Raw genomic sequence first — 20,522 nt, forward strand, 5'->3', positions numbered from 1 at the left:
CGCTTCTCAGCGCGTCGGGGACGTGAGAAGCATATGGGATGGCGGGAGGTATCGCCAAAACGGTTTAGGAGGAGGGGGAGGCGGTGTCCTCCGGGGAGGTGCTCGGGGACGGGGAGGCGCCGGGCTGGTTCTCCTCCGGGAGGTGACGGCTGACCTCGGCCGTCGTGAGGCCGAGGCCGCCCAGTTCGATCTCGTCCCAGGCCTGGAGATGGCGGGTGTCCCGGTCGAAGTAGAGGATCGACGCCTCGATGGGGTCGGGATGCCTGCCCTCGATGGCCCGCAGGCCGCTGCCGCCGGTCGAGCCCTCGATGCGCAGCCGCGTGCCGTACTTCAGGACCTCCATCTCGTCGTGGTGGAGGTGGCCGGCCAGGACCAGGGGGACCTCGCCGTCGACCTCGCGGGCCGCTGAGGGCTCGTGGGCGATGGCGATGTCCACCGGGGTGTCCGCCGCGCGCTGGTCGCGCAGGGCCGTCGCCAGGCGCGCGCCCGCGAGCTCCTGGGACTGCTCGGCGCCGGTGTTCTTGGAGCGGTCGGGGGTGAACTGTGGATCGCCGATGCCCGCGAACCGCAGCCCCTTGATCGTCTTCGCCCGGCCGTCGTCCAGGACGTGGACGTTCTTCAGGTCTTCCAGGTACCGCTGGGTGATCATCGAGTCGTGGTTGCCCCGGACCCAGACGTAGGGGGCGCCGAGGTCCTCGATGGGGTCGAGGAAGCCGTTCTCGGCGGCCGTGCCGTGGTCCATCGTGTCGCCGGAGTCGACGATCACGTCGACCTTGTACTGCTCCACCAGCGAGGCGATGATCTTCCAGCTCGCCGGGTTGAGGTGGATGTCGGAGACGTGCAGGACCCGGATCGTGGAGGGGTCGGGCGCGTACGCGGGGAGCGTCGAGGTGGCGTCGTAGAGCTTGGTCACGTTGGTGACCAGGCGGGCCAACTCCTTCTGGTAGACGTCGAATTCGGTGACGATGCTGCGCGCGTTGCCGACCAGGGAAGGGGCGGAGGTGAGCAGCCCGGAGAACCTGGGCTCCAGGACCGAGTCCGGGCGCCAGGTCGCGTACGCCGTGCCGCCCGAGGCGGCGAGCAGGGTGAGGGCCAGGCCGCCGGCGGCCATCGCGCGGCGGGGGCGGCGGTAGACCGCGAGGCCCAGGGTGGTGGCGCCCACGACGACCGCGACGCCGGAGCGCACGGCCAGGTCGAGGGTGCCGCGGCCGACGTCCTGGGCGACCTCGTCCTGGAGGCCGGAGAGCCGCTCGGGGTGGTCGACCAGCGCCTGGGCGCGGTCCGGGTCCAGCTGGTCGACGTTGACGTCCAGGCGGACGGGGGCGAGGTGGCTGTCCAGTTCCAGGGCGCCCAGCGGTGAGATGTTGATCTTCGTGCCGCCGGTGAGGGACGGGCGCAGCGTCATCGTCGTGTTCATGGGCCCGACCGGCACCCGCACGTTGCCCACGACCAGCAGGCCGAGCCACGCGCCGACGAGCACGACGGTCACGAGCCCCGCCGCGCGGGTCCACGGGTGCGGCTGCGGTACGAGCTCGATCGTGGTGGGCGCCTGGCGGGACCGGTAGTGGCGGGCCAGGGCGCGCGGGGCCTTGCGGATCGGGTTCAGGGCACTCAGGACTGCGGCGGGGACGCGGGCCATTGGTCCCGTATGCCCAAGTCCGAGGCCGGATATGCGGCGCCGGGAGGCTCTCGCGCGGAGGTGTCGTGGCCGACAATGGGCCTGTGCTGGAGATGACGCGCGAGGAGTTCGAGGAACTGGTCGCCGAGGCGCTCGACCGGATCCCGCCGGAGCTGACGCGACTGATGGACAACGTCGCGGTGTTCGTCGAGGACGAACCGCCGGCGGACGATCCCGAGCTGCTCGGGCTGTACGAAGGGACTCCGCTGACCGACCGGGGTGAGTGGTACGCCGGGGTGCTGCCGGACCGGATCACCATCTACCGGAACCCGACCCTGCGGATGTGCGAGTCGCGGGAGGATGTCGTCGCCGAGACGGAGATCACCGTGGTGCACGAGATCGCGCACCACTTCGGCATCGACGACGAGCGCCTTCACGCCCTGGGCTACGGCTGAGCGGGTTGTGAATACGGGGCGCGTGTCCTCTTGTGGGCGGCGGGAGTTGGAGGTGTTGACTCCATCAGCCCTCCCGGAGGTGGCCCCGTGCGCCCCTTGTACGTACCCGTCCGCCTGGCCGCCACCGTCGTGGCCGTCGCCGCTGCCGCCGGCTGTATGAGCGTGGGCGACGACGACGCGGGCGGGCGCGCCAAGCCGTCTCACTCCGCCGGGCAGCGGGGCGGCGAAGCGTCCGGCGGCGGCTCGACCGTGTCGGGCGGCGCCGGTGGGTTCGGGGCAGCGGCCGCCGACGGGGAGCATGGACGCGGCAAGGGCAAGAAGGGGAAGAAGGGCGAGCGGCGCGGGGCGGAGGGCTCGGCGCCGCCCGAGGCGTCGCCGACGCCCGACGCGAGCGCGTCCGCGCCCGGGGGCGGGAAGCAGGGCAGGCCCGGCAAGGAGGGGAAGCCGGCGCCGAAGCCGCCGGCGCAGCCGACGCCCACCCGGACGACGGAGCCGGAGCCGACCCCGACGCCCCAGGAGCCGACGACCTCCCCGGAGCCCACCCCGGAACCGTCGTCATCGGCCCACGAGCCCCCGGCCCCGCAGCTGGCCCAGCGGGAACCGGCACCGGAGGCGGGGGCGCCGGCCTGAGCATGTCCGGCGCGCGTTCCCACGACCGGGGCGAGCCTCGGGAACCCGGGGTCTGCCCGGGAGTCCGGGGTCCGCTCGGGAGTACGGGGCCTGTTCTTGAGCCCGGGGTCGCTTCGGACGTTCGGAATGTCTTCGGGGGGCCGGACTTTTCGGAGTCCGGTGCCGTGGAGTGGCCGCGGGGGACGGCAGCGCGGCCTGCGGAACGACCGGGCGGAGATGACGGCGGGTCCTGGAAGCGGTCCCGCGGGTGGGACCTGCGCGTGGGTCCGTGGCGGCGGCCGGGGTGTGGTGTCGTGTGGCGTCCGCCACGGTCGTTCGGATCGCGGGGTGGGAACACTTGGCGGGGTGGCGTGGTTGACGCTCTCGGGAAGTGCACCGGGGCGGCTGCCGCGGGGGCGTTTCCCGCTGTCTCCCGCTCGGTCCGGTTTGCGCAACGCGGCCCGGACTGCGTATGGTGGCAGATCGTTTGATCCCATCTTGCCCGGCGCCACCGCAGAGCGCGCCGTGTGGCGCGTACTCTCCCTTGCCGTGGTGGACCGCATTGAGGCGGTCGTATTGCGAATCGCGAATCACGGAGTTGACGGGCGCGTGCCGACGAGACTCCGGAAGGTTTCGCATTCGCATGTCCATCACCAGTACTGATCACGTCGTCGTGCCCGAGAACGAGGCAGCCGACACCACCCCCGACACGGCCCCCGAGGTCACCTTCGCGGACCTCGGTCTGCCCGAGGGCGTCGTGCGCAAGCTCGCGCAGAACGGCGTGACCACCCCCTTCCCGATCCAGGCCGCGACCATCCCGGACGCCCTGGCCGGCAAGGACATCCTCGGCCGCGGCCGCACCGGCTCCGGCAAGACCCTGTCGTTCGGTCTGCCGGCCCTGGCGCAGCTCGCCGGCGGCCGTACCGAGAAGCACAAGCCGCGTGCCGTCATCCTGACCCCCACGCGTGAGCTCGCCATGCAGGTCGCCGACGCGCTCCAGCCCTACGGCGACGTCCTCGGGCTGAAGATGAAGGTCGTCTGCGGCGGCACGTCCATGGGCAACCAGATCTACGCCCTGGAGAAGGGCGTCGACGTCCTGGTCGCCACCCCGGGCCGCCTGCGCGACATCATCAACCGCGGCGCCTGCTCCCTGGAGAACGTGGAGATCGCCGTCCTCGACGAGGCCGACCAGATGTCCGACCTGGGCTTCATGCCCGAGGTGACGGAGCTGCTCGACCAGATCCCCGCGGGCGGTCAGCGGATGCTCTTCTCCGCCACCATGGAGAACGAGATCAAGACCCTCGTCGACCGGTACCTGAACAACCCGGTCAGCCACGAGGTCGACGCCGCGCAGGGTGCCGTGACGACCATGTCGCACCACATCCTGATCGTGAAGCCCAAGGACAAGGCGCCGGTCACCGCCGCGATCGCCTCCCGCAAGGGCCGCACGATCATCTTCGTCCGCACCCAGCTGGGCGCCGACCGGGTCGCCGAGCAGCTGCGCGACGCCGGGGTGAAGGCGGACGCGCTGCACGGCGGCATGACCCAGGGCGCGCGCACCCGCACCCTCGCCGACTTCAAGGACGGGTACGTCAACGTCCTCGTCGCCACCGACGTCGCGGCCCGCGGCATCCACGTCGACGGCATCGACCTGGTGCTGAACGTGGACCCGGCCGGCGACCACAAGGACTACCTGCACCGGGCGGGCCGCACCGCGCGGGCCGGCCGGACCGGCACGGTCGTCTCCCTCTCGCTGCCGCACCAGCGCCGCCAGATCTTCCGGCTGATGGAGGACGCGGGCGTCGACGCCACGCGCCACATCATCCAGGGCGCCGGCGCCTTCGACCCGGAGGTCGCCGAGATCACCGGCGCCCGGTCCATGACCGAGGTCCAGGCCGAGTCCGTGGGCAACGCCGCGCAGCAGGCCGAGCGCGAGGTCGCCCAGCTCACCAAGGAGCTGGAGCGGGCCCAGCGCCGCGCGAACGAGCTGCGCGAGGAGGCCGACCGGCTGCTCGCGCGGGTCGCGCGGGAGCGCGGCGAGGAGCCCGGGGCAGCGGACGCCGAGGCCGGGGACGCTCCCGTCGCCGTCGAGGTGTCGGTGCCCGAGCAGCCGACCGCCAAGGACGTCGAGCGTCATGACCGCGCCGAGGCCCCCGCGCCGTACGAGCGCCGGGAACGGCGTGAGGAGCGCGGCGGGACCGGGCGTGACCGGTACGCCGACCGGGACCGGTCCTTCGACCGTGACCGCTCCTTCGACCGGGACCGTGGCGGCCGTTCCTTCGAGCGTCGTGACGACCGTGGCGGGCGTTCGTTCGAGCGCCGTGACGACCGCGGTGGCTTCAACCGCGACCGTGACCGCTCCTTCGAGCGTCGTGACGACCGTGGCGGGCGTTCCTTCGAGCGCCGCGACGACCGCGGCGGCTTCCGCCGGGACGACCGGGCGGACCGGGGCGAGCGCGGTGAGCGCGGCGGCTTCCGGCGCGACGACCGGGGCGACCGCGGTGGCCGTCCCTTCGAGCGTCGTGACGACCGTGGCGGGCGTTCGTTCGAGCGCCGTGACGACCGCGGCGGCTTCAACCGCGACCGTGACCGCGGCGGCTTCCGCCGGGACGAGCGCGGTGGGCACCGGGGCAGCGACCGTCCCTTCAACCGCGACCGCCGGGACGACCGTCCGGGCTTCCGGTCCGGCGGGCACGACCGCCCGGGCCACGACCGCCCCTACGGCCGTCGTGACGACCACCGCGGCGGCGGCAACTTCGGTCGCCGTGAGGACAAGCCGCGCTGGAAGCGCAACGGCTGATCCCCGAGCGTGACGAGCGCCGTGACCCCGCAGCGGGGTCACGGCGCTCGGCCGTCGCGGCCCCGTTTCGCCCGCGGCACGGCCGGGACCCCGATACCCGATCGGAGACTCGGCGTCGTCCGGCTATGCTCGTGGGGGCAACATCGCCCGGGCCCTTAGCTCAATTGGCAGAGCAGTGGACTTTTAATCCATTGGTTGTGGGTTCGAGTCCCACAGGGCCTACCGTTCGGCCCCGGGTCGGAGTGCATCCGACCCGGGGCCTTCGCGTTGCGCGGGTTTCGGCTCGAAGCGGGAAAGGAGCTCGCGCGCACGCGTCGGTGCGCCCGGCGGCTCCCTCCCGTACGCCCCGCTCCGCCTGCCCTGGGTGAACCGTGCGACGGCATGGGTGCGCAGATCGAAGCGTTTCTGCAGATCCGGGCGCAGGCCGCTGCCCAGTTGTGCAACGTTGGACTTTTTCGGTCCATATGAGGCGACTTCCCCATCTTCTTCGCGCTTTTCATATCATCGGATGGTCTCTGACGGTCTTGCCCCGTACGCCGGTTGTGCAGATAGCTAGGTGCTGCGCCCCGTATAAGCGGTCGCGCAACCCCATCAGAGGAGGAGAGTCATGAAGAAGGCGTACGAGGCCCCGACCCTGGTCCGGCTCGGGACCTTCCGCAAGAAGACGGGGCTCCTGCAGCGCTCCGGCAACGACCGGCTGATCCTCAGCAAGAACTGACGGGCGACGGTCACTGACCCGACGTCATGACGGAACTGCACGCAAGTGCGGGGACGGGCCCCGGCGACGCGCACTTCACGGTCTTCACCGACCGGGAGGACGCGGCCGCCGTGGCCCGCTCCTTTGCCCGCCCCGGCACCCGCACCCTCCCGTACCCCTCCGGCCGGCCCTGGCTGGTCGGCCGGTGGGCCGACGAGGAGATCGTCATCGCGCGGGCCGGCCGCACCGCCCTGGCCGTCGTCGGCTGCTGCCCGGTCGACGCCGGTGAACTGCGCCGGCACGCCGAGCGGTTGCGCGATCCCGCCGACGCCGATGCCCTGGCCCGCTCCCTGCCCGGCAGCTTCCACCTCGTCGCCGCCCTCGACGGCCGGCTCCGGGTGCAGGGCACCGCCTCCGGGCTCCGGCTCGTCTTCCACGCCACGGTGGACGGCGTACGGGTGGCCGCCACCCGCGCCGACGTACTCGCCCGCGCGCTCGGTGCCGAACCGGACGCGGAGCGGCTGGCGGTACGGCTGCTGTGGCCCACCCCCTACCCGCTGTCCGAGACCTCGCTGTGGCGTGAGGTCACCGCCGTCCCCCCGCAGGACGCGCTGTTCGTCGGGGCGGACGGGCGCACCGCCCGGCACGCGCGCTGGTGGACGCCACCGGAACCGGTCCGCCCGCTCGCCGACGGCGCACCGGCGGTCCGCGAGGCCCTCACCGCGGCCGTCGACGCCCGGACCCGCGCGGGCGGCGTGGTCAGCTGCGACCTCTCCGGCGGTCTGGACTCGACCTCCCTGTGTTTCCTGGCCGACCGCTCCACCGCCCGCGTGGTGGCCAGCACCTGGCCCGGGCGCGATCCGGCCGACACCGACCTGTACTGGGCCGAGCAGGCCGCCCGGCACCTGCCGGACGTCGAGCACGTGGTGTGGGACGCCGACGCCTCACCGCTGGTGTACGAGGACCTGCTCGCCATCGACGACCTGCTGGACGAACCCACCATCGGCGTCATGGACCGCTCCCGGGTCCTGCACCACCTGCCGGCCATGGCCGAGCGGGGCAGCAGGCTGCACCTCACCGGCATCGGCGGCGATCACGTGGCCTGGTGCTCCGAGGCCTACTACCACCGACTGGCGCGCACCCGGCCGCTGTTCGCGTGGCGGCAGCTGCGCGGCTTCCGGGCCCTGTGGCAGTGGCCGCCGGCCGACACGGTCCGGGCACTGGCCGATTCCCGGCCGTACGGCAGGTGGCTCGCCGACGCGGCGGGGCGGCTGCGCGCTCCGGCCCCGGCGAACGTCACCACCAGCCTCGGCTGGGGCATGCCCCCGCGCCTGTTCGACTGGGTCACCCCCGACGCCGAACGAGCCGTGCGCAGGGCGCTCGACGAAGCGGCCGCGACGGCCGCACCGCTGCACCCGGACCGCGGGATGCACGCCGACCTGGAGCAGATCCGCGCCTGCACCCGCATCATCCGCCAGTGGGACCGCATGGCCGCCGGGGCCGGAGTGCCGATGGCCTCGCCGTTCCTCGACGACCGCGTCATCGAGGCCTGCCTCGCCGTGCGGCCGGGCGAACGCGTCTCGCCCTGGCGGTACAAGCCGCTGCTCACCGCCGCGATGCGGGGCGTCGTGCCCGAGGCGTGCCTGCGGCGCACCAACAAGGCCGCGGCCTCGATGGACGCCGCCGAAGGGCTGCGCACGCACCGCGGCGACCTGCTGGCGCTGTGGGAGGACTCCCGGCTCGAAGCACTCGGCCTGGTCGACGGCGACGCGCTGCGCCGCCTCGCCCAGCGGCCCGCCACCCCCGGGCTGCGCGACGCCATCCTCTACTCGACCATCGCCGCCGAGGTCTGGCTGCGCGGACTGTCCCGTACCCCCACCCCCTGAGCACACATGCCGGAGAAAGGCAGTCGCACCATGGCATTGCGGTTCGGCCCCGACGTATCCACCGCGGAGACCGCGTACGGCACCGTCCTGCTGGACGAGCGCAGCGGCGACTACTGGGAGCTCAACCCCACCGCCACCCTGGTGGTCACCACACTCCTCGAAGGCGGCGACGAGGCCGCGGCGGCCGACGCGCTCGTCGCCCGGTTCGACATCGACCGGACCCGCGCGGAGCAGGACGTCACGGCCCTCGTACGGGAGTTGCGGGAATCGGGGCTGGCCCGATGACGACCCCCAGCGCCCTGGAGCGCCCCACGGGCGTGCCCTTCACCCGGCGCGTGGCCGCCCGCCTGGTGCTGCTGCCCGCCCTCGCGCTGGCGCTGCTGCCCCCGCGCCGCATCCGCGCCGTCCTCGAAGTCCTGCGCCGCGGAGCCGCACCGGCCACCGCCGCGCAGGCCGGGCGGGCGCGGGACGCCCTGTGCGCGGTCAGCCTGCGCTGCGCCGGGCCGAAGGGCTGCCTGCCCCGGTCCCTGGGCGCCGTCCTGCTGTGCCGGCTCGGCGGCACCTGGCCGACCTGGTGCACCGGCGTACGCGTCGTGCCCCCCTTCACCGCGCACGCCTGGGTCGAGGCGGGCGGGCGTCCCGTGGGCGAGGGCGTGCCGGACGACTACTTCGCCCGGCTCATCACCGTCCCCGCCCCGGACCGCACGGCCCGATGAGCGACCCCGCGGCGGAGCGCGAGGACGCCGCCGGCCCGGCACCGGACACCGTCACCGGCGACGGCGGAGGGCGGGACCGCTCCACCCGGGCCGCCGTCCGCACCCTGTACGGACTCACCGCCGGCCACCGTTCCTCCATCGCGGTCGCCTCGGTCCTCACCCTCGCGGGCTCCGCGCTCGGCCTGGCCCAGCCCCTCGTCGCCAAGCGGGCCGTGGACGTCAGCGGCGGCGGCCAGGTGCCGTGGGCCCTGCTGCTGGTGCTGGCCGTCCTGTTCGCGGCCGAGGCGGTGACCGGCGCGGTGGGCCGTTTCGTCCTGGAACGCATGGGCGAGGGCGTCGTGCGGCAGCTGCGGCACGGCCTGGTGGCGCGGCTGCTCCGGCTGGAGATGCGGGAGCACGACCGGCACCGCACCGGCGACCTGATCTCCCGGGTGACCGTCGACACGACCGTGCTGCGGGACGTGGTCTCCCAGGCCCTGGTCGACCTGGTGACCGGGGCGCTCGTCGCGGCCGGCGCGATCGCCCTGATGCTGTGGATCGACGCCCTGCTGCTGCTCCTGGTCGCGGCGACGGTGGCGGCCGCTGCCCTGGTCGTGGCGTCGCTGCTGAAGGGCATCCGGGCCGCCTCCGAGCGGATGCAGGCCGCCGTCGGCGCCATCGCCGCCGACCTGGAGCGCGCGCTGGGCGCCCTGCCCATGGTCCGGGTGCACCGCGCCGAGGAGCGCGAGGCGCGGCGCATCGGCGAGCGGGTCGAGGCGGCGTACGGCGCGGGCGTACGGACCGCGAAGCTCGCGTCGGTGATGAGCCCGGCCGTCGAACTCGCCGTCCAGGGGTCGTTCCTGATCGTCCTGGTCATCGGCGGCCTGCGCGTCGGGGGGCAGGCCAACTCCCTCGGCGACCTGGTCGCCTTCCTGCTGTACGCCTCCTACCTGGTCCTGCCCCTGTCGTCGGTCTTCCGCGCGGTCGGCCTGATCCAGCGGGGCATGGGGGCCTACACGCGCGTGGAGCAGGCCCTGGCCCTGCCCGCCGAACCGGCGGAACCGAGCCCGCCCCGGTGCCCCGGCGGGGCGCCGGCCGTACGGACCGCGCCGCGAGAGGAGCCCGTCCTCGCCCTGCGCGCCGTCACCTTCGGCTACGACCCCGGCCGGCCGGTGCTGCGCGGGGTGGACCTGACCGTCCCCGACCGGCGCCAGACGGCGCTGGTCGGCCGGTCGGGCGCCGGGAAGAGCACCGTCTTCGCCCTGGCGGCCAGGTTCTACGAACCGGACTCCGGAGTGCTCCTCTTCGACGGGCGGCCCGCCCGCGAACTGAGCCGCGCCGCGTGCCGGGCCCGGATCGCCGTCGTCGACCAGAACACCCACGTCGTCCACGGCACGCTCCGGGACAACATCACCTACGCCGTGCCCGACGCCCCCGAGGCGGAGGTGCGCCGCGTCGTCGAACTCGCCCGGCTCGACGACGTCGTACGGCGGCTGCCCGGTGGCCTGTCCGGCATGCTCGGTGAGCGCGGCAGCACCCTGTCGGGAGGCGAGCGCCAGCGCGTCGCCCTGGCCCGCGCCCTGCTGGCCCGCCCCCGGCTGCTCCTGCTGGACGAGCCCACGTCCCACCTGGACGCCATCAACGAGACGGCGCTCGCCCGGGTGATGAAGGACGTGGCCCGGGAGTGCGCCCTCCTGGTGATCGCGCACCGGCTCTCCACCGTGCAGCACGCGGACCGCATCGTCGTGCTGGACGACGGGCGCACCAGCGCCTGCGGGACGCACGAGGAACTGCTCGCCGGCAGCCCCGTCTACCGGGAACTGGCGGCCGGGCAGATGCTGCGTCCGGCCGCCGGCCCGTTCCGTGCCGCGGGGACCGTCCGGTAGGGAGCGGGGCGCCGGGTTCAGGAGCCGGCGCCGCCGCCCAGCACCACCACGCAGGTGTCGTCCCCGGCCGGCCGGGCCGCGCTCCCCGCGTCCCGCAGGAGCACCGCCGCCACCACGGCCGGGTCGCACCGCAGCAGGACGGCGTCGTCGGGCGGGGCCCAACGGGTGGGCATGCCGTCGCTGTGCAGGACGAGCAGGCTGTCGTCGCGCCAGGGCTCCCGGTGCGCGGGTACGGTCGCGGGGGCCTGGGCGCCGACGATGCCGGGGTGGGAGAGCAGGGGCTTCCAGCCGCCGTCGGTGCGCAGGCGGGCGCCGATGTTGCCGATCCCGGCGAAGTGCAGCCGGCCGGAGCCGAGGTCGACCTGGGCCACGGCGACGGCCGCGCCGCGGGTGGGACGCAGGGCCCTGCCCAGGTGCCGCAGGATGTCGGCGGGGGCCCGGTCCGCGACGCCGCGCAGTTCGGCCACGGCGGTCGTGGAGGCCTCGGCCGCCTTGGCGCCGTGGCCGAGACCGTCGGCGATCAGCAGGGTGAGCCGGTCGTCGGTGTGCACCCACCCCCAGGCGTCCCCGGAGTGTTCGGCCCGGCCGAGGGGCACGTTGACGCCGCCGGCGCGCGGATGCGGGGACGGGGCCGAGCCCCGTACGGCCGGGTCGTGGTCGATGCGGGCCACCGCCACGGTGCCCCGGCCGGGCGCGCTGTGCAGGTCGAAGGCGTTGGCTATGCGCCGGCAGGTGCCCAGGCCGGCGCCCAGGGTGGCGGCGGTGCTGTAGCCGTCGCGCATGGCCTGCGCGACGTCCGGGATGCCGGGGCCGTGGTCCAGGGACAGCAGTTGCACCGCCGTCCGCCGGTCCTGCGCGCTCTCGACCAGGTTGATGATCACGTGCCCGTCGTCCGCGTGCCGCAGCAGGTTGGTGGCCAGCTCCGTCGCCACGAGCGCGGCGGTCGCGGTCCGCTGCGGGGGCAGACCGGCGCACGCGCTGGCCTCCTCGGCCGCCACCCGCACGTCCCGCACGCGCGTCGAGTCGGCCACCGGCACGTCCCAGACCCTGCTCATCACGGCCCCGGACGGGTCGGCGGTACGACGGTGGCCCAGGCGGTGACGGTGACGGTGGTCCCGCCGCCGGGCGTGCTGTCCACCTGGAACTCCTGGACGAGGCGCCGGGACCCGCTCAGGCCGAGGCCGAGGCCGCCGCCGCTGGTGTAGCCGTCGGTCATGGCCTGTTCCAGGTCGCGGATGCCGGGCCCGGAGTCGACGAAGGCCAGCCTGAGCCCCCGCGCCTGCCCGGTGTGCAGCGGGGTGAGCTCCACATGGCCGCCGCCGCCGTGGACGAGGGTGTTGCGGGCCAGCTCGCTGGCGGCGGTGACCAGCTTGGTCTGCTGCACCAGGCCGAAGCCGAGCTCGGCGGCGGCCTGCCGGACCTGCTGGCGGACCCAGGCCAGGTCGGCGTCGGAGGCGATCGGCAGGGTGGCCGGGGCGGCGTGGCGGAAAGCGGTCACCAAGGACTCCCCTCGCCGTCGCGCGGCCCGGCGGCGAGCAGTTCCATCGCTCGCTCGACGTCCAGGGCGGTCCGCAGCCCGGGCAGGGTCAGGCCCAGCTCGACCAGGGTGATGGCCACCGCCGGGCGCATGCCGGCCAGGACCGTGCGCGCGGCCAGCAGTCCCGCTCCGGCGGCGATCTCGGCGAGGACCCGGCCCAGGAAGGAGTCGACGATGTCCACGCCGGAGATGTCGATGACCACGCCGGTCACCCGGGAGCGGGCGATCCGGGACGTGATGTCGTGCTGGAGCTGCTCGGCCATCCCGTCGTGCAACTCCCCCTGGAGGGTGACCAGCAGCACGTCGCCCAGTCGGAGGACCGGCACCGTGAAGCCGTACCCGTCCGTGGCCCCGGCCACCGGGGGCCCCGCGGCCCCGGTCATCGCCTGCCCGCGTCCGCCGCCGCGCCGGCCGACCGCAGCGGCGCGATCTCGACGCCCTGCCTGCTGAGCGCGTAGGCGAGGGCGTCCGCCAGGCTGGCGCGGGTGAGCACCGACCCGAGGTCGATGCCGAGGTGGACGATGGTCTGGGCGATCGCGGGCCGGATGCCGGAGACGATGCACTCGGCGCCCATCAGCCGCGCCGCCGCCACCGTCTTCATCAGGTGCTGCGCCACCAGCGAGTCGACCGTGGGCACGCCGGTGATGTCGAGGATCGCGAACCGGGCGCGCTCGGCGACGATCGCGTCCAGCAGGCTCTCCATGACGACCTGGCTGCGCGCGCTGTCCAGGGTGCCGATGAGGGGAACGGCGACGGTGCCCTCCCAGAGCTTGATCACCGGGGTGGCCACCTCGTGCAGCTGCTCGCGCTGGCGGGCGATCACCTCCTCGCCCGCGCTGACGGTGGTCTCCATCACGACCAGGCGCAGCGTGCCCATGAGCACGGTGAGCGCCACGACGCAGTCGAGGGCCCCGGGGCCGTCCGGGTCGTCCAACTCGGCGCGCAGCAGTTCGGTCACCGGCGCGCGCAGGGCGGCCACCTCGCGGGCCACCCCGTCCGGGTCCACTCCGGTGCGGGCGCGGGAGGCGGCCATCCGTCCCAGCTGGTCGCGGACCGCTTCGAAGCCGGACGCCCGGACGTCCTCCAGCCCGCCGGAGGCCGCCACGGCGGCCAGGGCGGCGACCACGGCCCGGCCGGCCTCGACCGCCTCGTCGCGTGAGACGGTGAAGACCGTGCGGAACAGGGCGGCGTCGGCCCAGCGCTGGGCGATCTGCTCCCGGCGCCGTTCGAGGAAGGCGCTCACCTGCTGGGCGGCCGGCTGCTGTTCCGCGTTCTCTTCCGACACCGACACGTGCATCGCTCCCTTGCGCGGGCCGGACCGAGGTCGCTCCGGCGCCTCAGTCCGTTACTTGCCGTATGACAAACATTAGTGCCGACGTTCGGCACCTCAAAACACCTCGCTGCGAACCCTTACGACCTGCGCCTTCCCCGCTCGCTCAGCGGCCACGCCAGTCGAGGCACACCACCAGCGCGTCGTCGTCCGGGGCGGTCTCGCCGCGGTGTCCGGTCAGTTCGCGCAGGATGGCCCGGGGCACCTCGGCGGCCGGGAGCAGCCGGGTCGACTGGATCGCCCGGGTCAGGGCCGCGGCGCCGTAGGTCTCGCCGCCCGGGGAGGCGACGTCGTACACCCCGTCGCTGACGAAGATCAGCCGGTCGCCCGGCTCCACGCGGAACTCCTGGGCCACGTAGTCGGTCTCCTCGAACATGCCGAGCGGCAGCTGGGCGTCGAACGCCACCGGCTCCACCGTGCCGGCCCGCAGCCGCAGCAGCCGTGGCGATCCTGCGTCCACGGCCCGGACCAGCCCGGTGGCCAGGTCGATGTCGAGCATGAGCACGGAGAGGTAGCAGCGGCCCCGGTAGTGGGCGTACACCGCCTGGTCGGCCAGGGCCGCCTGGTCGGCGAGGGCGAGTCCGGCCCGGCGGGCGTTGCGCAGGGCGTTGATCGCCAGGTTCGTCAGCAGGGAGGCCTCTATGCCCTCGCCCATGCCGTTGGTGACGTAGAGGCTGAGCCGGTCGGCCGAGGCGGACCAGTCGAAGTTGTCACCGAAGATCGCGTACGCCGGTTCCAGCTGGGCGCCCAGCTCGTACTCGGGGCGGGCGCAGGAGCGGGCCGGCAGCAGCTGCCACTGCATCTCGGCGGCCAGGGTGAGCCGGTCCCTGCGGCGGGCCTGGAGGTAGAGGTCGGTGTCCCGCTCGGCCACGACGACCTCGTGCGCCAGCACCTCGGCGATCTCCGCCAGTTCGGCCAGGGCGGCCCGGGCGTGCTCGCGGCCGCGCAGGGTCACCGTCAGCACGCCGAGGCGGTCGCCGCGCACGGTGACCGGCAGGTGGGCGCGCACCAGGTCGTCCGGGAGGGTCTCCACGTGGGGCTCCTGCGCGCCGAAGGCCCGGCCGGCCGGGCTGCTGTGCACCGGCACCGGCTGGTCGGTGTGCGGCAGGACGGACACCGGCTGGAGCACCGACAGCCCGTAGTCGGCCAGGAAAAGCTCGACGGAGTCCGCCGCGTACTGATCGGTCAGTACACGACGGACCGCGTCCAGCAGTTGGTGGGGTGCCGCCGTGCGCAGGGCGCGCTCGGCGGCCACGAATCTGTGCATGGTCGTCGTCATGGGGTTGGTTACACCAGTCCTTGGTCGGGCGCCGGCGGGTCAGACCGGCGCCGACGGGTTGTGGAAGAAGGGAGGTTCCGGGCACGGGGCCCCGGGTATGCCCGGGCGGGCGGCCGGCGGGGGGACGGGCGGGCGTGGTCCGTGGCCGTTGCCGCCACCGGTTCCCCGCGCGCCTAGTACGCTGACGGCCACCCCGGTGCCTGCGAGAGTGTGACTGTGACTTCCCTCCGACCCCGCCCTGAGCCCGCAGAGGTCGCCCGTGTGACCTCCACGGCCGCGGAGTTGCTGGAAGTCCTGTGGGGCCGGGCCTCGACGGCGCCCGCGTCCGCGTCCCAGCTGCGCGTGCTGCTCATCCTGGAGCACCACGAGGGCATCAACCTGCGCACGCTCGCCGACTCCCTCGCCTCCACGCCGCCCTCGACCAGCCGGCTGTGCGACCGGCTGCAGGCGGCCGGTTTCGTCGAACGCGTGGTGAGTCCGGTCGACCGGCGCGAGCTGCGCCTGCGGCTCAGCGGCCGGGGCCGCGCCTTCCTGGCCGATCTGCGCGTGCGCCGGGAGGAGGCGCTGCGCGCCGTGCTCGACCAGATGCCCGCCGCCAAGCGGGTCGCGCTGCTGCAGGGTCTGGAGGCGTTCTGCGACGCGGCGGCGGCCCAGATACACGACGACTCCGACGACTCCCGCGCGTCCGGCACCCGGACTGCCTGACCTGCCCGCCGGGGCGTCGAGGGGTCGTCCCTTCCGGGGCCTTCCCGCCGCCTGCTCGGCACCGCTACTTTGTTGCTCCACGACTATAGTTGTCAAACGACAACTGTCCGTTCCACGACCCCCTGGGTCTCTCTCGCCGCACCGCACCGCCGCCTCCCGCTCGTACCGGCACACCTCTCGTGCGAGTACCCCGCCACCGCCCCGACCTGCGCCGACTGTGGTCTACGTCTCGGCTGGAACGGAGGGTGGCATGACCGGGGCGAGTGCGGGTAGCGGCGGTGGAGGTGGCCTGTCGGGGGATCGGAGCGGGCCGGAACTACGAGGGAGGGCCCGTGACCGCGACCACGCGCATCGGCACGACGACGGATTCCGCCACCTACGCAGGCGAGGAGCTGCCGCAGATCGCGGAGCCGCAGAAGATCCCTCCGCAGGACGCGCGCGAGCTGACGGGGCAGTTCCTCGACCGCCTGGCGGTGCTGGAGGAGGGCACTCCCGAATACCAGTACGCGCGCAACACGCTCATCGAGATGAACATGTCGCTGGTGCGCTTCGCGGCCCGGCGGTTCCGCTCGGGCGGCCAGTCGATGGAGGACGTCGTCCAGGTCGGCGTGATCGGGCTGATCAAGGCCATCGACCGGTTCGAGGTCTCCCGCGAGGTGCAGTTCACCAGTTTCGCGGTGCCGTACATCGTCGGTGAGATCAAGCGCTTCTTCCGGGACACGTCCTGGGCGGTGCACGTGCCGCGCCGGCTGCAGGAGGCCCGTACGGAACTGGCCAAGGCCACCGAGGAGCTGGCCTCCCGGCTGGGCCGCGCGCCCAGGGTCGCGGAGCTCGCGGCCCTGATGAACCTGTCCGAGGAGGAGGTCGTCGAGGCGCAGATCGCGGCCAACGGCTACCTGTCCTCCTCGCTGGACGCCGCGGTCACCGGTGACGCGGAGGAGAGCGACACCAAGCTCTCGGAGTTCATCGGCGGGGAGGACCCGGCGCTGGAACTGGTCGAGGACTTCCACGCCCTCGCGCCGCTGGTCGCCGAACTCGACGAGCGCCAGCGCCTCATCCTCCACCTGCGCTTCGTGGAGGAGCTCACGCAGGCGGAGATCGGCGCCCGGCTCGGCATCTCCCAGATGCACGTCTCCCGGCTGCTCTCCCGCACGGTGGCGCGCCTGCGCTCGGGGATGCTGGCGACGGAGTGAGGCCTGAGCCCCGGATGAGGCCCTGCGTCCCCGATGAGACCGTGAGGCCCGGATGAGTTCGTGGGCCGTGCCGCCGTCGGCACGGCCCACGAACTCATCCGCGCCCGTGCGTCCCGTGCGTCCCGTCGGTTCCGTCCACGCGCGGCACCGCGGTCCGCCGCGCGGCCAGGAACCCCCGCAATCCCCGCCGGAGCGCCGCCCGTTCCGCCGGTTCCATCGCCTCCAGCGCCGTGGTGAGGGCCTGGGCGCGGCGCACCGCCACGTCACCCAGGACGCGCCGGCCGTGGGCGGTGAGCCGGAGTTGCACCTCGCGCCGGGTGTCCGGGTGCGGGGCGCGTTCCAGCAGGCCCGCGGCGGCCAGGCGGTCGCAGAGGCGGCTGGCCGTGGGCAGGCCGATGGCCAGCCGGTCGGCCAGGGACGTGAGGTTGAGGCCGGGGGAGGCCTGCAGGGCGCGCAGCGCCCGCAGTTGGTGCGGGGACAGCCGCAGGGACGCGTCCTGGGCGGCGACCGACCACAGGGACGCCAGGCTCTCCACGGCATCGGCGATCTGGGCCGCGACGGCCTCCGGGCCATCACCTCGTCCTCTCGCCCGGTGGTCTCCGGGGCCGTCGAGATCGGTCACGAAACGGTCACTTTCCATAAGCTCCGGGTACTGCGGAGGTCGCCCTCATTCAAAGGCTGTACCCGAAGAGCCGAGGGGCAAGCCGTCCCGTTCGGCGCCGGATCGGACCCGGACGGCTCAGCCGGCGCTCAGCTCCGTCAACGCCGCGAGCGGCAGCGTGTGCTGCGTCTGGAGGACCTTGGCGCGCAGGTAACGGACGTTGTGCGCGGTGGTGAACACGCCCGTCGGGACCCGGTCGCGGACGCCGACGCCCAGGGCGCGCAACTGGGCCGCCTTGTCGGGGTTGTTGGAGAGCAGGTCCAGCTCGCCGATGCCGAGGGCCCGCAGCATCTGCGCCGCGGCCGTGTAGTCGCGGGCGTCCTCGGGCAGCCCCAGCGCCGCGTTCGCCTCGTACGTGTCCAGGCCCTGGTCCTGGAGGGCGTAGGCGTCCAGCTTGTTGTAGAGGCCGATGCCCCGGCCCTCCTGGCGGAGGTAGAGGAGCACGCCGCCGCGCTCGGCGATGCGCTCGACCGCCTCGCGCAGCTGCGGGCCGCAGTCGCAGCGGGCCGAGCCGAACACGTCCCCGGTCAGGCACTCGGAGTGCAGCCGCACCAGCGGGACCGGGCCCGGCTCGCCCAGGACGACGGCGACGTGCTCCTGGCCGTCGGCCAGGCCGTGGAAGGTGACGAGCTCGGCGTCGGCCTCGTAGCCGTCGTGGAAGCGCAGCGGGACCCGGACGCGGGCGCGCGGGGTGGCGATGACGCTGGGGGTGTCGGGCATGCGGGGCCTCTCGGTTCCGTTCCTGTTCGGCGGCACAGCCGTCTGGCGCGTTCGCGTGGCCATGTGCTTCAGATTTGAAGCAGATCCACGGCTCGAACCCTACTCATGCTTGAAATTTGAAGCAATAAGAGGGCCGCGCGGTGTGACGTGCGTCATGAACAGGCCGGGGAGGACCTCCGCCGCCAGGGCACGTCCTCCGCCGCCGGCCGCGCCCCGTCCTCCTGGAGCCCCTGCGCGATCGCCGTCGAGATGGCCTCCAGCTGGCCGACCTGCTCCGCGCCGAGCCGGTCGAACAGGAAGCTCCGCACGGTCTCGACGTGTCCGGGGGCCGCCCGCTCCAGCACGGCGAACCCCTCGTCGGTCAGCGCCGCGATGCTGCCCCGCTTGTCGTGCGGACACGCCTCGCGCCGCAGCATGCCGTCCTTCTCCAGCCGCGTCACCGCGTACGTCAGCCGGCTGCGCGTGATCTTCAGCCGCTCGGCGAGGCCGGTCATCCGCAGCCGCCGCTCCGGTGCCTCCGACAGGACGGACAGGATGGAGTAGTAAAGGTGGGGCATGCCGGCGTCCTGCTGGAGCTGCCGGTCGATCGCGTCCTCCAGGAGCAGCGAGGCGGCGATGTAGGCGCGCCAGGCGCGCTGCTCCTCGGGGGTGAGCCAGCGAGTCGTCATGCCGCCAGTGTAGGTTGTTTCAAACTTGAACCAGCCTGTCCGCCGTCCCGACCAGCCGCGGAGCGCCGATGCCCCACCCGTACGTCCTGCTGTCCGCCGCCGTCTCCCTCGACGGCTACCTGGACGACACCGGCCCCGAACGCCTGCTGCTGTCCAGCCCGGCCGACTTCGACCGGGTCGACGAGGTCCGCGCCTCCGCCGACGCGATCCTGGTCGGGGCCGGCACCCTGCGCGCCGACAACCCGCGCCTGCTGGTGAACGCGCCGGAGCGCCGATCGGCCCGGGTGGCCGCCGGGCTCCCGGAGTACCCGCTCAAGGTCACCGTCAGCGGCTCCGGCGACCTCGACCCGGACGCCCGGTTCTGGCACACCGGCGGCGAGAAGGTGCTGTACACGACCGACCGGGGGGCCGAGCGCGCCCGTGCCCTCGGCGTCGCCGCCGACGTCGTCCCGCTCGGCGCGGACCTCGACTGGCGGCGGCTCCTCACCCACCTGCACGACGCGCGGGGCGTACGGCGCCTCATGGTCGAGGGCGGCGGCCTGATCCACACCCAGCTCCTCACCCAGGGCCTCGCCGACGAACTCCAGCTGGTCCTCGCCCCGCTCTTCGTGGGCGACCCGCGCGCGCCCCGGCTCTTCGGACCCGGCGGCTACCAGGGCGGCCGGCTCCGGCTGCTGGAGACGCGGCGGATCGAGGACGTCGTCCTCATGCGCTACGCGCCGACCGCCCCCGGGACCGGCGCCCTGCCCGCCGCCGCCGACCACCACTGGCTGGCCCTCGCCTGCGAGTTGGCCGAGCGCTGCCCGCCCGCGAAGACGGCGTTCAGCGTGGGCGCGGTGGTGGTGGCCGCCGACGGCACGGAACTGGCCCGCGGCCACTCCCGGGAGGGCGGTGACCCGGTCGTGCACGCCGAGGAGGCGGCCCTGGCCAAGATCGACCCGGCCGATCCCCGGCTTTCCGGCGCCACGGTGTACAGCAGCCTGGAGCCCTGCGCCCGCCGCGCCTCCCGCCCCGCCCCCTGCGCCCGGCTGATCCTCGACGCGGGCGTACGCCGGGTGGTCACCGCCTGGCGCGAGCCGGACACCTTCGTGGCGGCCGCCGACGGCGGCGGCGTCCTGGCCGCCGCCGGAGCGGAGGTCCTCGTCCTGCCGGAGCACGCGGAACGGGCCCAGGCGCCCAACCGTCACCTGCTGCCCTGAGCCCCCGGCGTCGGGGGTGGCGCGAGCTGTCCCGCGCATGGCGTACACTGGAATCACAACGACGCGGGGTGGAGCAGCTCGGTAGCTCGCTGGGCTCATAACCCAGAGGTCGCAGGTTCAAATCCTGTCCCCGCTACTGAAGGCCGAGGGCCGGAATCCGAAAGGGTTCCGGCCCTCGGTGTTTTCGTCCCCCAGCCCCTCACTCAGGGTGAGCGAATCCTGCCGCTCCGCATAACAACTGACACACCGTCAAAACCCGTCAGTCACTTGGAAGGCGGTCAACTCGCCCGATTCAAGCCGGTCATGCCGGGTATGTCCGCGCGAAAAAGGTTAATGATCAAGCGGAATCGCTGGAATACGCACCGCGGCTCCATTAACGTTCGATAACGCAGCGCGGTCGTCCCAGCCGTCACAGAAGGCGGCTCCGTGCGCACGCGCCGAATCCCGAAAGGGAACCGGGGAACCACCACTTGGGGTGAATCGAGCGGATGCCGCCGTGCAAGCACGGCCGGTATACGCGCGTAGGAGACCTTCCTGCTCCGAACCCGTCAGCTAACCCGGTAGGCGAGAAGGAAGGAAAGGAG

Annotated in this window: 20 protein-coding genes, 2 tRNA genes and 1 riboswitch; of the genes, 13 read left to right on the forward strand and 9 right to left on the reverse strand. The window is 73.7% G+C overall.

Annotated features, from left to right (window positions below; translation table 11 throughout):
• Positions 1-64: 64 nt before the first annotated feature.
• Positions 65-1,639: a metallophosphoesterase family protein gene (locus tag AC07DA_RS14180; protein WP_479127768.1), complete on the reverse strand. Its 1,575-nt coding sequence runs from the start codon at positions 1,637-1,639 to the stop codon at positions 65-67.
• An 83-nt stretch (positions 1,640-1,722) separates the two neighbouring features.
• Between AC07DA_RS14180 and AC07DA_RS14185 the strand changes: the two genes are divergently transcribed.
• From AC07DA_RS14185 to AC07DA_RS14225, 9 genes are all read left to right on the forward strand, one after another.
• A complete protein-coding gene (locus AC07DA_RS14185; RefSeq protein WP_190199398.1) occupies positions 1,723-2,073 on the forward strand; it encodes a metallopeptidase family protein in 351 nt (116 codons plus the stop codon).
• A gap of 87 nt (positions 2,074-2,160) precedes the next feature.
• Positions 2,161-2,703, forward strand: coding sequence for a hypothetical protein (locus AC07DA_RS14190; protein WP_479127771.1), 543 nt, complete (start codon positions 2,161-2,163; stop codon positions 2,701-2,703).
• A gap of 622 nt (positions 2,704-3,325) precedes the next feature.
• Positions 3,326-5,482 carry a DEAD/DEAH box helicase gene (locus AC07DA_RS14195; RefSeq protein ID WP_479127773.1) on the forward strand — a complete coding sequence of 719 codons (2,157 nt, stop codon included), beginning with the start codon at positions 3,326-3,328 and terminating at the stop codon, positions 5,480-5,482.
• A 149-nt stretch (positions 5,483-5,631) separates the two neighbouring features.
• Positions 5,632-5,704 (forward strand) — tRNA-Lys (locus tag AC07DA_RS14200).
• 385 nt (positions 5,705-6,089) lie between these two features.
• Positions 6,090-6,200, forward strand: coding sequence for a keywimysin-related RiPP (locus AC07DA_RS14205; RefSeq protein ID WP_107473153.1), 111 nt, complete (start codon positions 6,090-6,092; stop codon positions 6,198-6,200).
• A 26-nt stretch (positions 6,201-6,226) separates the two neighbouring features.
• Complete coding sequence (locus AC07DA_RS14210) at positions 6,227-8,065, forward strand: lasso peptide isopeptide bond-forming cyclase (protein WP_479127776.1); 1,839 nt, start codon at positions 6,227-6,229, stop codon at positions 8,063-8,065.
• A gap of 30 nt (positions 8,066-8,095) precedes the next feature.
• Positions 8,096-8,350 carry a lasso peptide biosynthesis PqqD family chaperone gene (locus AC07DA_RS14215; RefSeq protein WP_479127778.1) on the forward strand — a complete coding sequence of 85 codons (255 nt, stop codon included), beginning with the start codon at positions 8,096-8,098 and terminating at the stop codon, positions 8,348-8,350.
• Complete coding sequence (locus tag AC07DA_RS14220) at positions 8,347-8,781, forward strand: lasso peptide biosynthesis B2 protein (protein ID WP_479127780.1); 435 nt, start codon at positions 8,347-8,349, stop codon at positions 8,779-8,781. Before AC07DA_RS14215 ends, AC07DA_RS14220 begins: the two co-directional genes overlap by 4 nt.
• Positions 8,778-10,646 (forward strand): ABC transporter ATP-binding protein, encoded by a 1,869-nt coding sequence (locus AC07DA_RS14225; protein ID WP_479127782.1) that lies wholly within the window; start codon positions 8,778-8,780, stop codon positions 10,644-10,646. Before AC07DA_RS14220 ends, AC07DA_RS14225 begins: the two co-directional genes overlap by 4 nt.
• A gap of 17 nt (positions 10,647-10,663) precedes the next feature.
• Here the strand turns inward: AC07DA_RS14225 and AC07DA_RS14230 are convergent, their stop codons facing one another.
• The 5 genes from AC07DA_RS14230 to AC07DA_RS14250 form a co-directional block, all read right to left on the reverse strand.
• Positions 10,664-11,701 (reverse strand): SpoIIE family protein phosphatase, encoded by a 1,038-nt coding sequence (locus AC07DA_RS14230; RefSeq protein WP_479127784.1) that lies wholly within the window; start codon positions 11,699-11,701, stop codon positions 10,664-10,666.
• Complete coding sequence (locus AC07DA_RS14235) at positions 11,701-12,144, reverse strand: ATP-binding protein (RefSeq protein ID WP_479127787.1); 444 nt, start codon at positions 12,142-12,144, stop codon at positions 11,701-11,703. The genes AC07DA_RS14230 and AC07DA_RS14235 overlap by 1 nt, the downstream gene beginning before the upstream one ends.
• Entirely contained in the window at positions 12,141-12,566 is a 426-nt protein-coding gene (locus AC07DA_RS14240) for an STAS domain-containing protein (RefSeq protein ID WP_479127789.1), read from the reverse strand. The genes AC07DA_RS14235 and AC07DA_RS14240 overlap by 4 nt, the downstream gene beginning before the upstream one ends.
• Positions 12,563-13,474, reverse strand: coding sequence for an STAS domain-containing protein (locus tag AC07DA_RS14245; protein WP_479127791.1), 912 nt, complete (start codon positions 13,472-13,474; stop codon positions 12,563-12,565). Before AC07DA_RS14245 ends, AC07DA_RS14240 begins: the two co-directional genes overlap by 4 nt.
• Before the next feature lie 145 nt (positions 13,475-13,619).
• Entirely contained in the window at positions 13,620-14,780 is a 1,161-nt protein-coding gene (locus AC07DA_RS14250; RefSeq protein ID WP_479127859.1) for a PP2C family protein-serine/threonine phosphatase, read from the reverse strand.
• Positions 14,781-15,053: 273 nt separating this feature from the next.
• On the opposite strand from AC07DA_RS14250, the gene AC07DA_RS14255 reads away from it, so the two are divergent.
• Both AC07DA_RS14255 and AC07DA_RS14260 read left to right on the forward strand, forming a co-directional pair.
• Complete coding sequence (locus tag AC07DA_RS14255) at positions 15,054-15,497, forward strand: MarR family transcriptional regulator (RefSeq protein WP_479127793.1); 444 nt, start codon at positions 15,054-15,056, stop codon at positions 15,495-15,497.
• A 332-nt stretch (positions 15,498-15,829) separates the two neighbouring features.
• A complete protein-coding gene (locus tag AC07DA_RS14260; RefSeq protein ID WP_479127795.1) occupies positions 15,830-16,690 on the forward strand; it encodes an RNA polymerase sigma factor SigF in 861 nt (286 codons plus the stop codon).
• A gap of 94 nt (positions 16,691-16,784) precedes the next feature.
• On the opposite strand, the gene AC07DA_RS14265 is transcribed toward AC07DA_RS14260, so the two are convergent.
• The 3 genes from AC07DA_RS14265 to AC07DA_RS14275 form a co-directional block, all read right to left on the reverse strand.
• On the reverse strand, positions 16,785-17,312 hold the full coding sequence (locus AC07DA_RS14265) for a MarR family winged helix-turn-helix transcriptional regulator (RefSeq protein WP_479127797.1): 528 nt from the start codon (positions 17,310-17,312) through the stop codon (positions 16,785-16,787).
• A gap of 117 nt (positions 17,313-17,429) precedes the next feature.
• Entirely contained in the window at positions 17,430-18,071 is a 642-nt protein-coding gene (locus tag AC07DA_RS14270) for a GTP cyclohydrolase II (protein WP_479127799.1), read from the reverse strand.
• A 152-nt stretch (positions 18,072-18,223) separates the two neighbouring features.
• Positions 18,224-18,739, reverse strand: a complete 516-nt coding sequence (locus AC07DA_RS14275) for a MarR family winged helix-turn-helix transcriptional regulator (protein ID WP_479127801.1) — start codon at positions 18,737-18,739, stop codon at positions 18,224-18,226.
• Positions 18,740-18,807: 68 nt separating this feature from the next.
• Between AC07DA_RS14275 and AC07DA_RS14280 the strand changes: the two genes are divergently transcribed.
• Complete coding sequence (locus AC07DA_RS14280) at positions 18,808-19,938, forward strand: dihydrofolate reductase family protein (protein ID WP_479127803.1); 1,131 nt, start codon at positions 18,808-18,810, stop codon at positions 19,936-19,938.
• A gap of 62 nt (positions 19,939-20,000) precedes the next feature.
• Positions 20,001-20,074: transfer RNA gene (locus tag AC07DA_RS14285), tRNA-Met, on the forward strand.
• 289 nt (positions 20,075-20,363) lie between these two features.
• Positions 20,364-20,520, forward strand: a riboswitch (cyclic di-AMP (ydaO/yuaA leader).
• The last annotated feature ends 2 nt before the right edge of the window (positions 20,521-20,522 follow it).

It is taken from the genome of Streptomyces sp. NPDC044921, assembly GCF_056432865.1.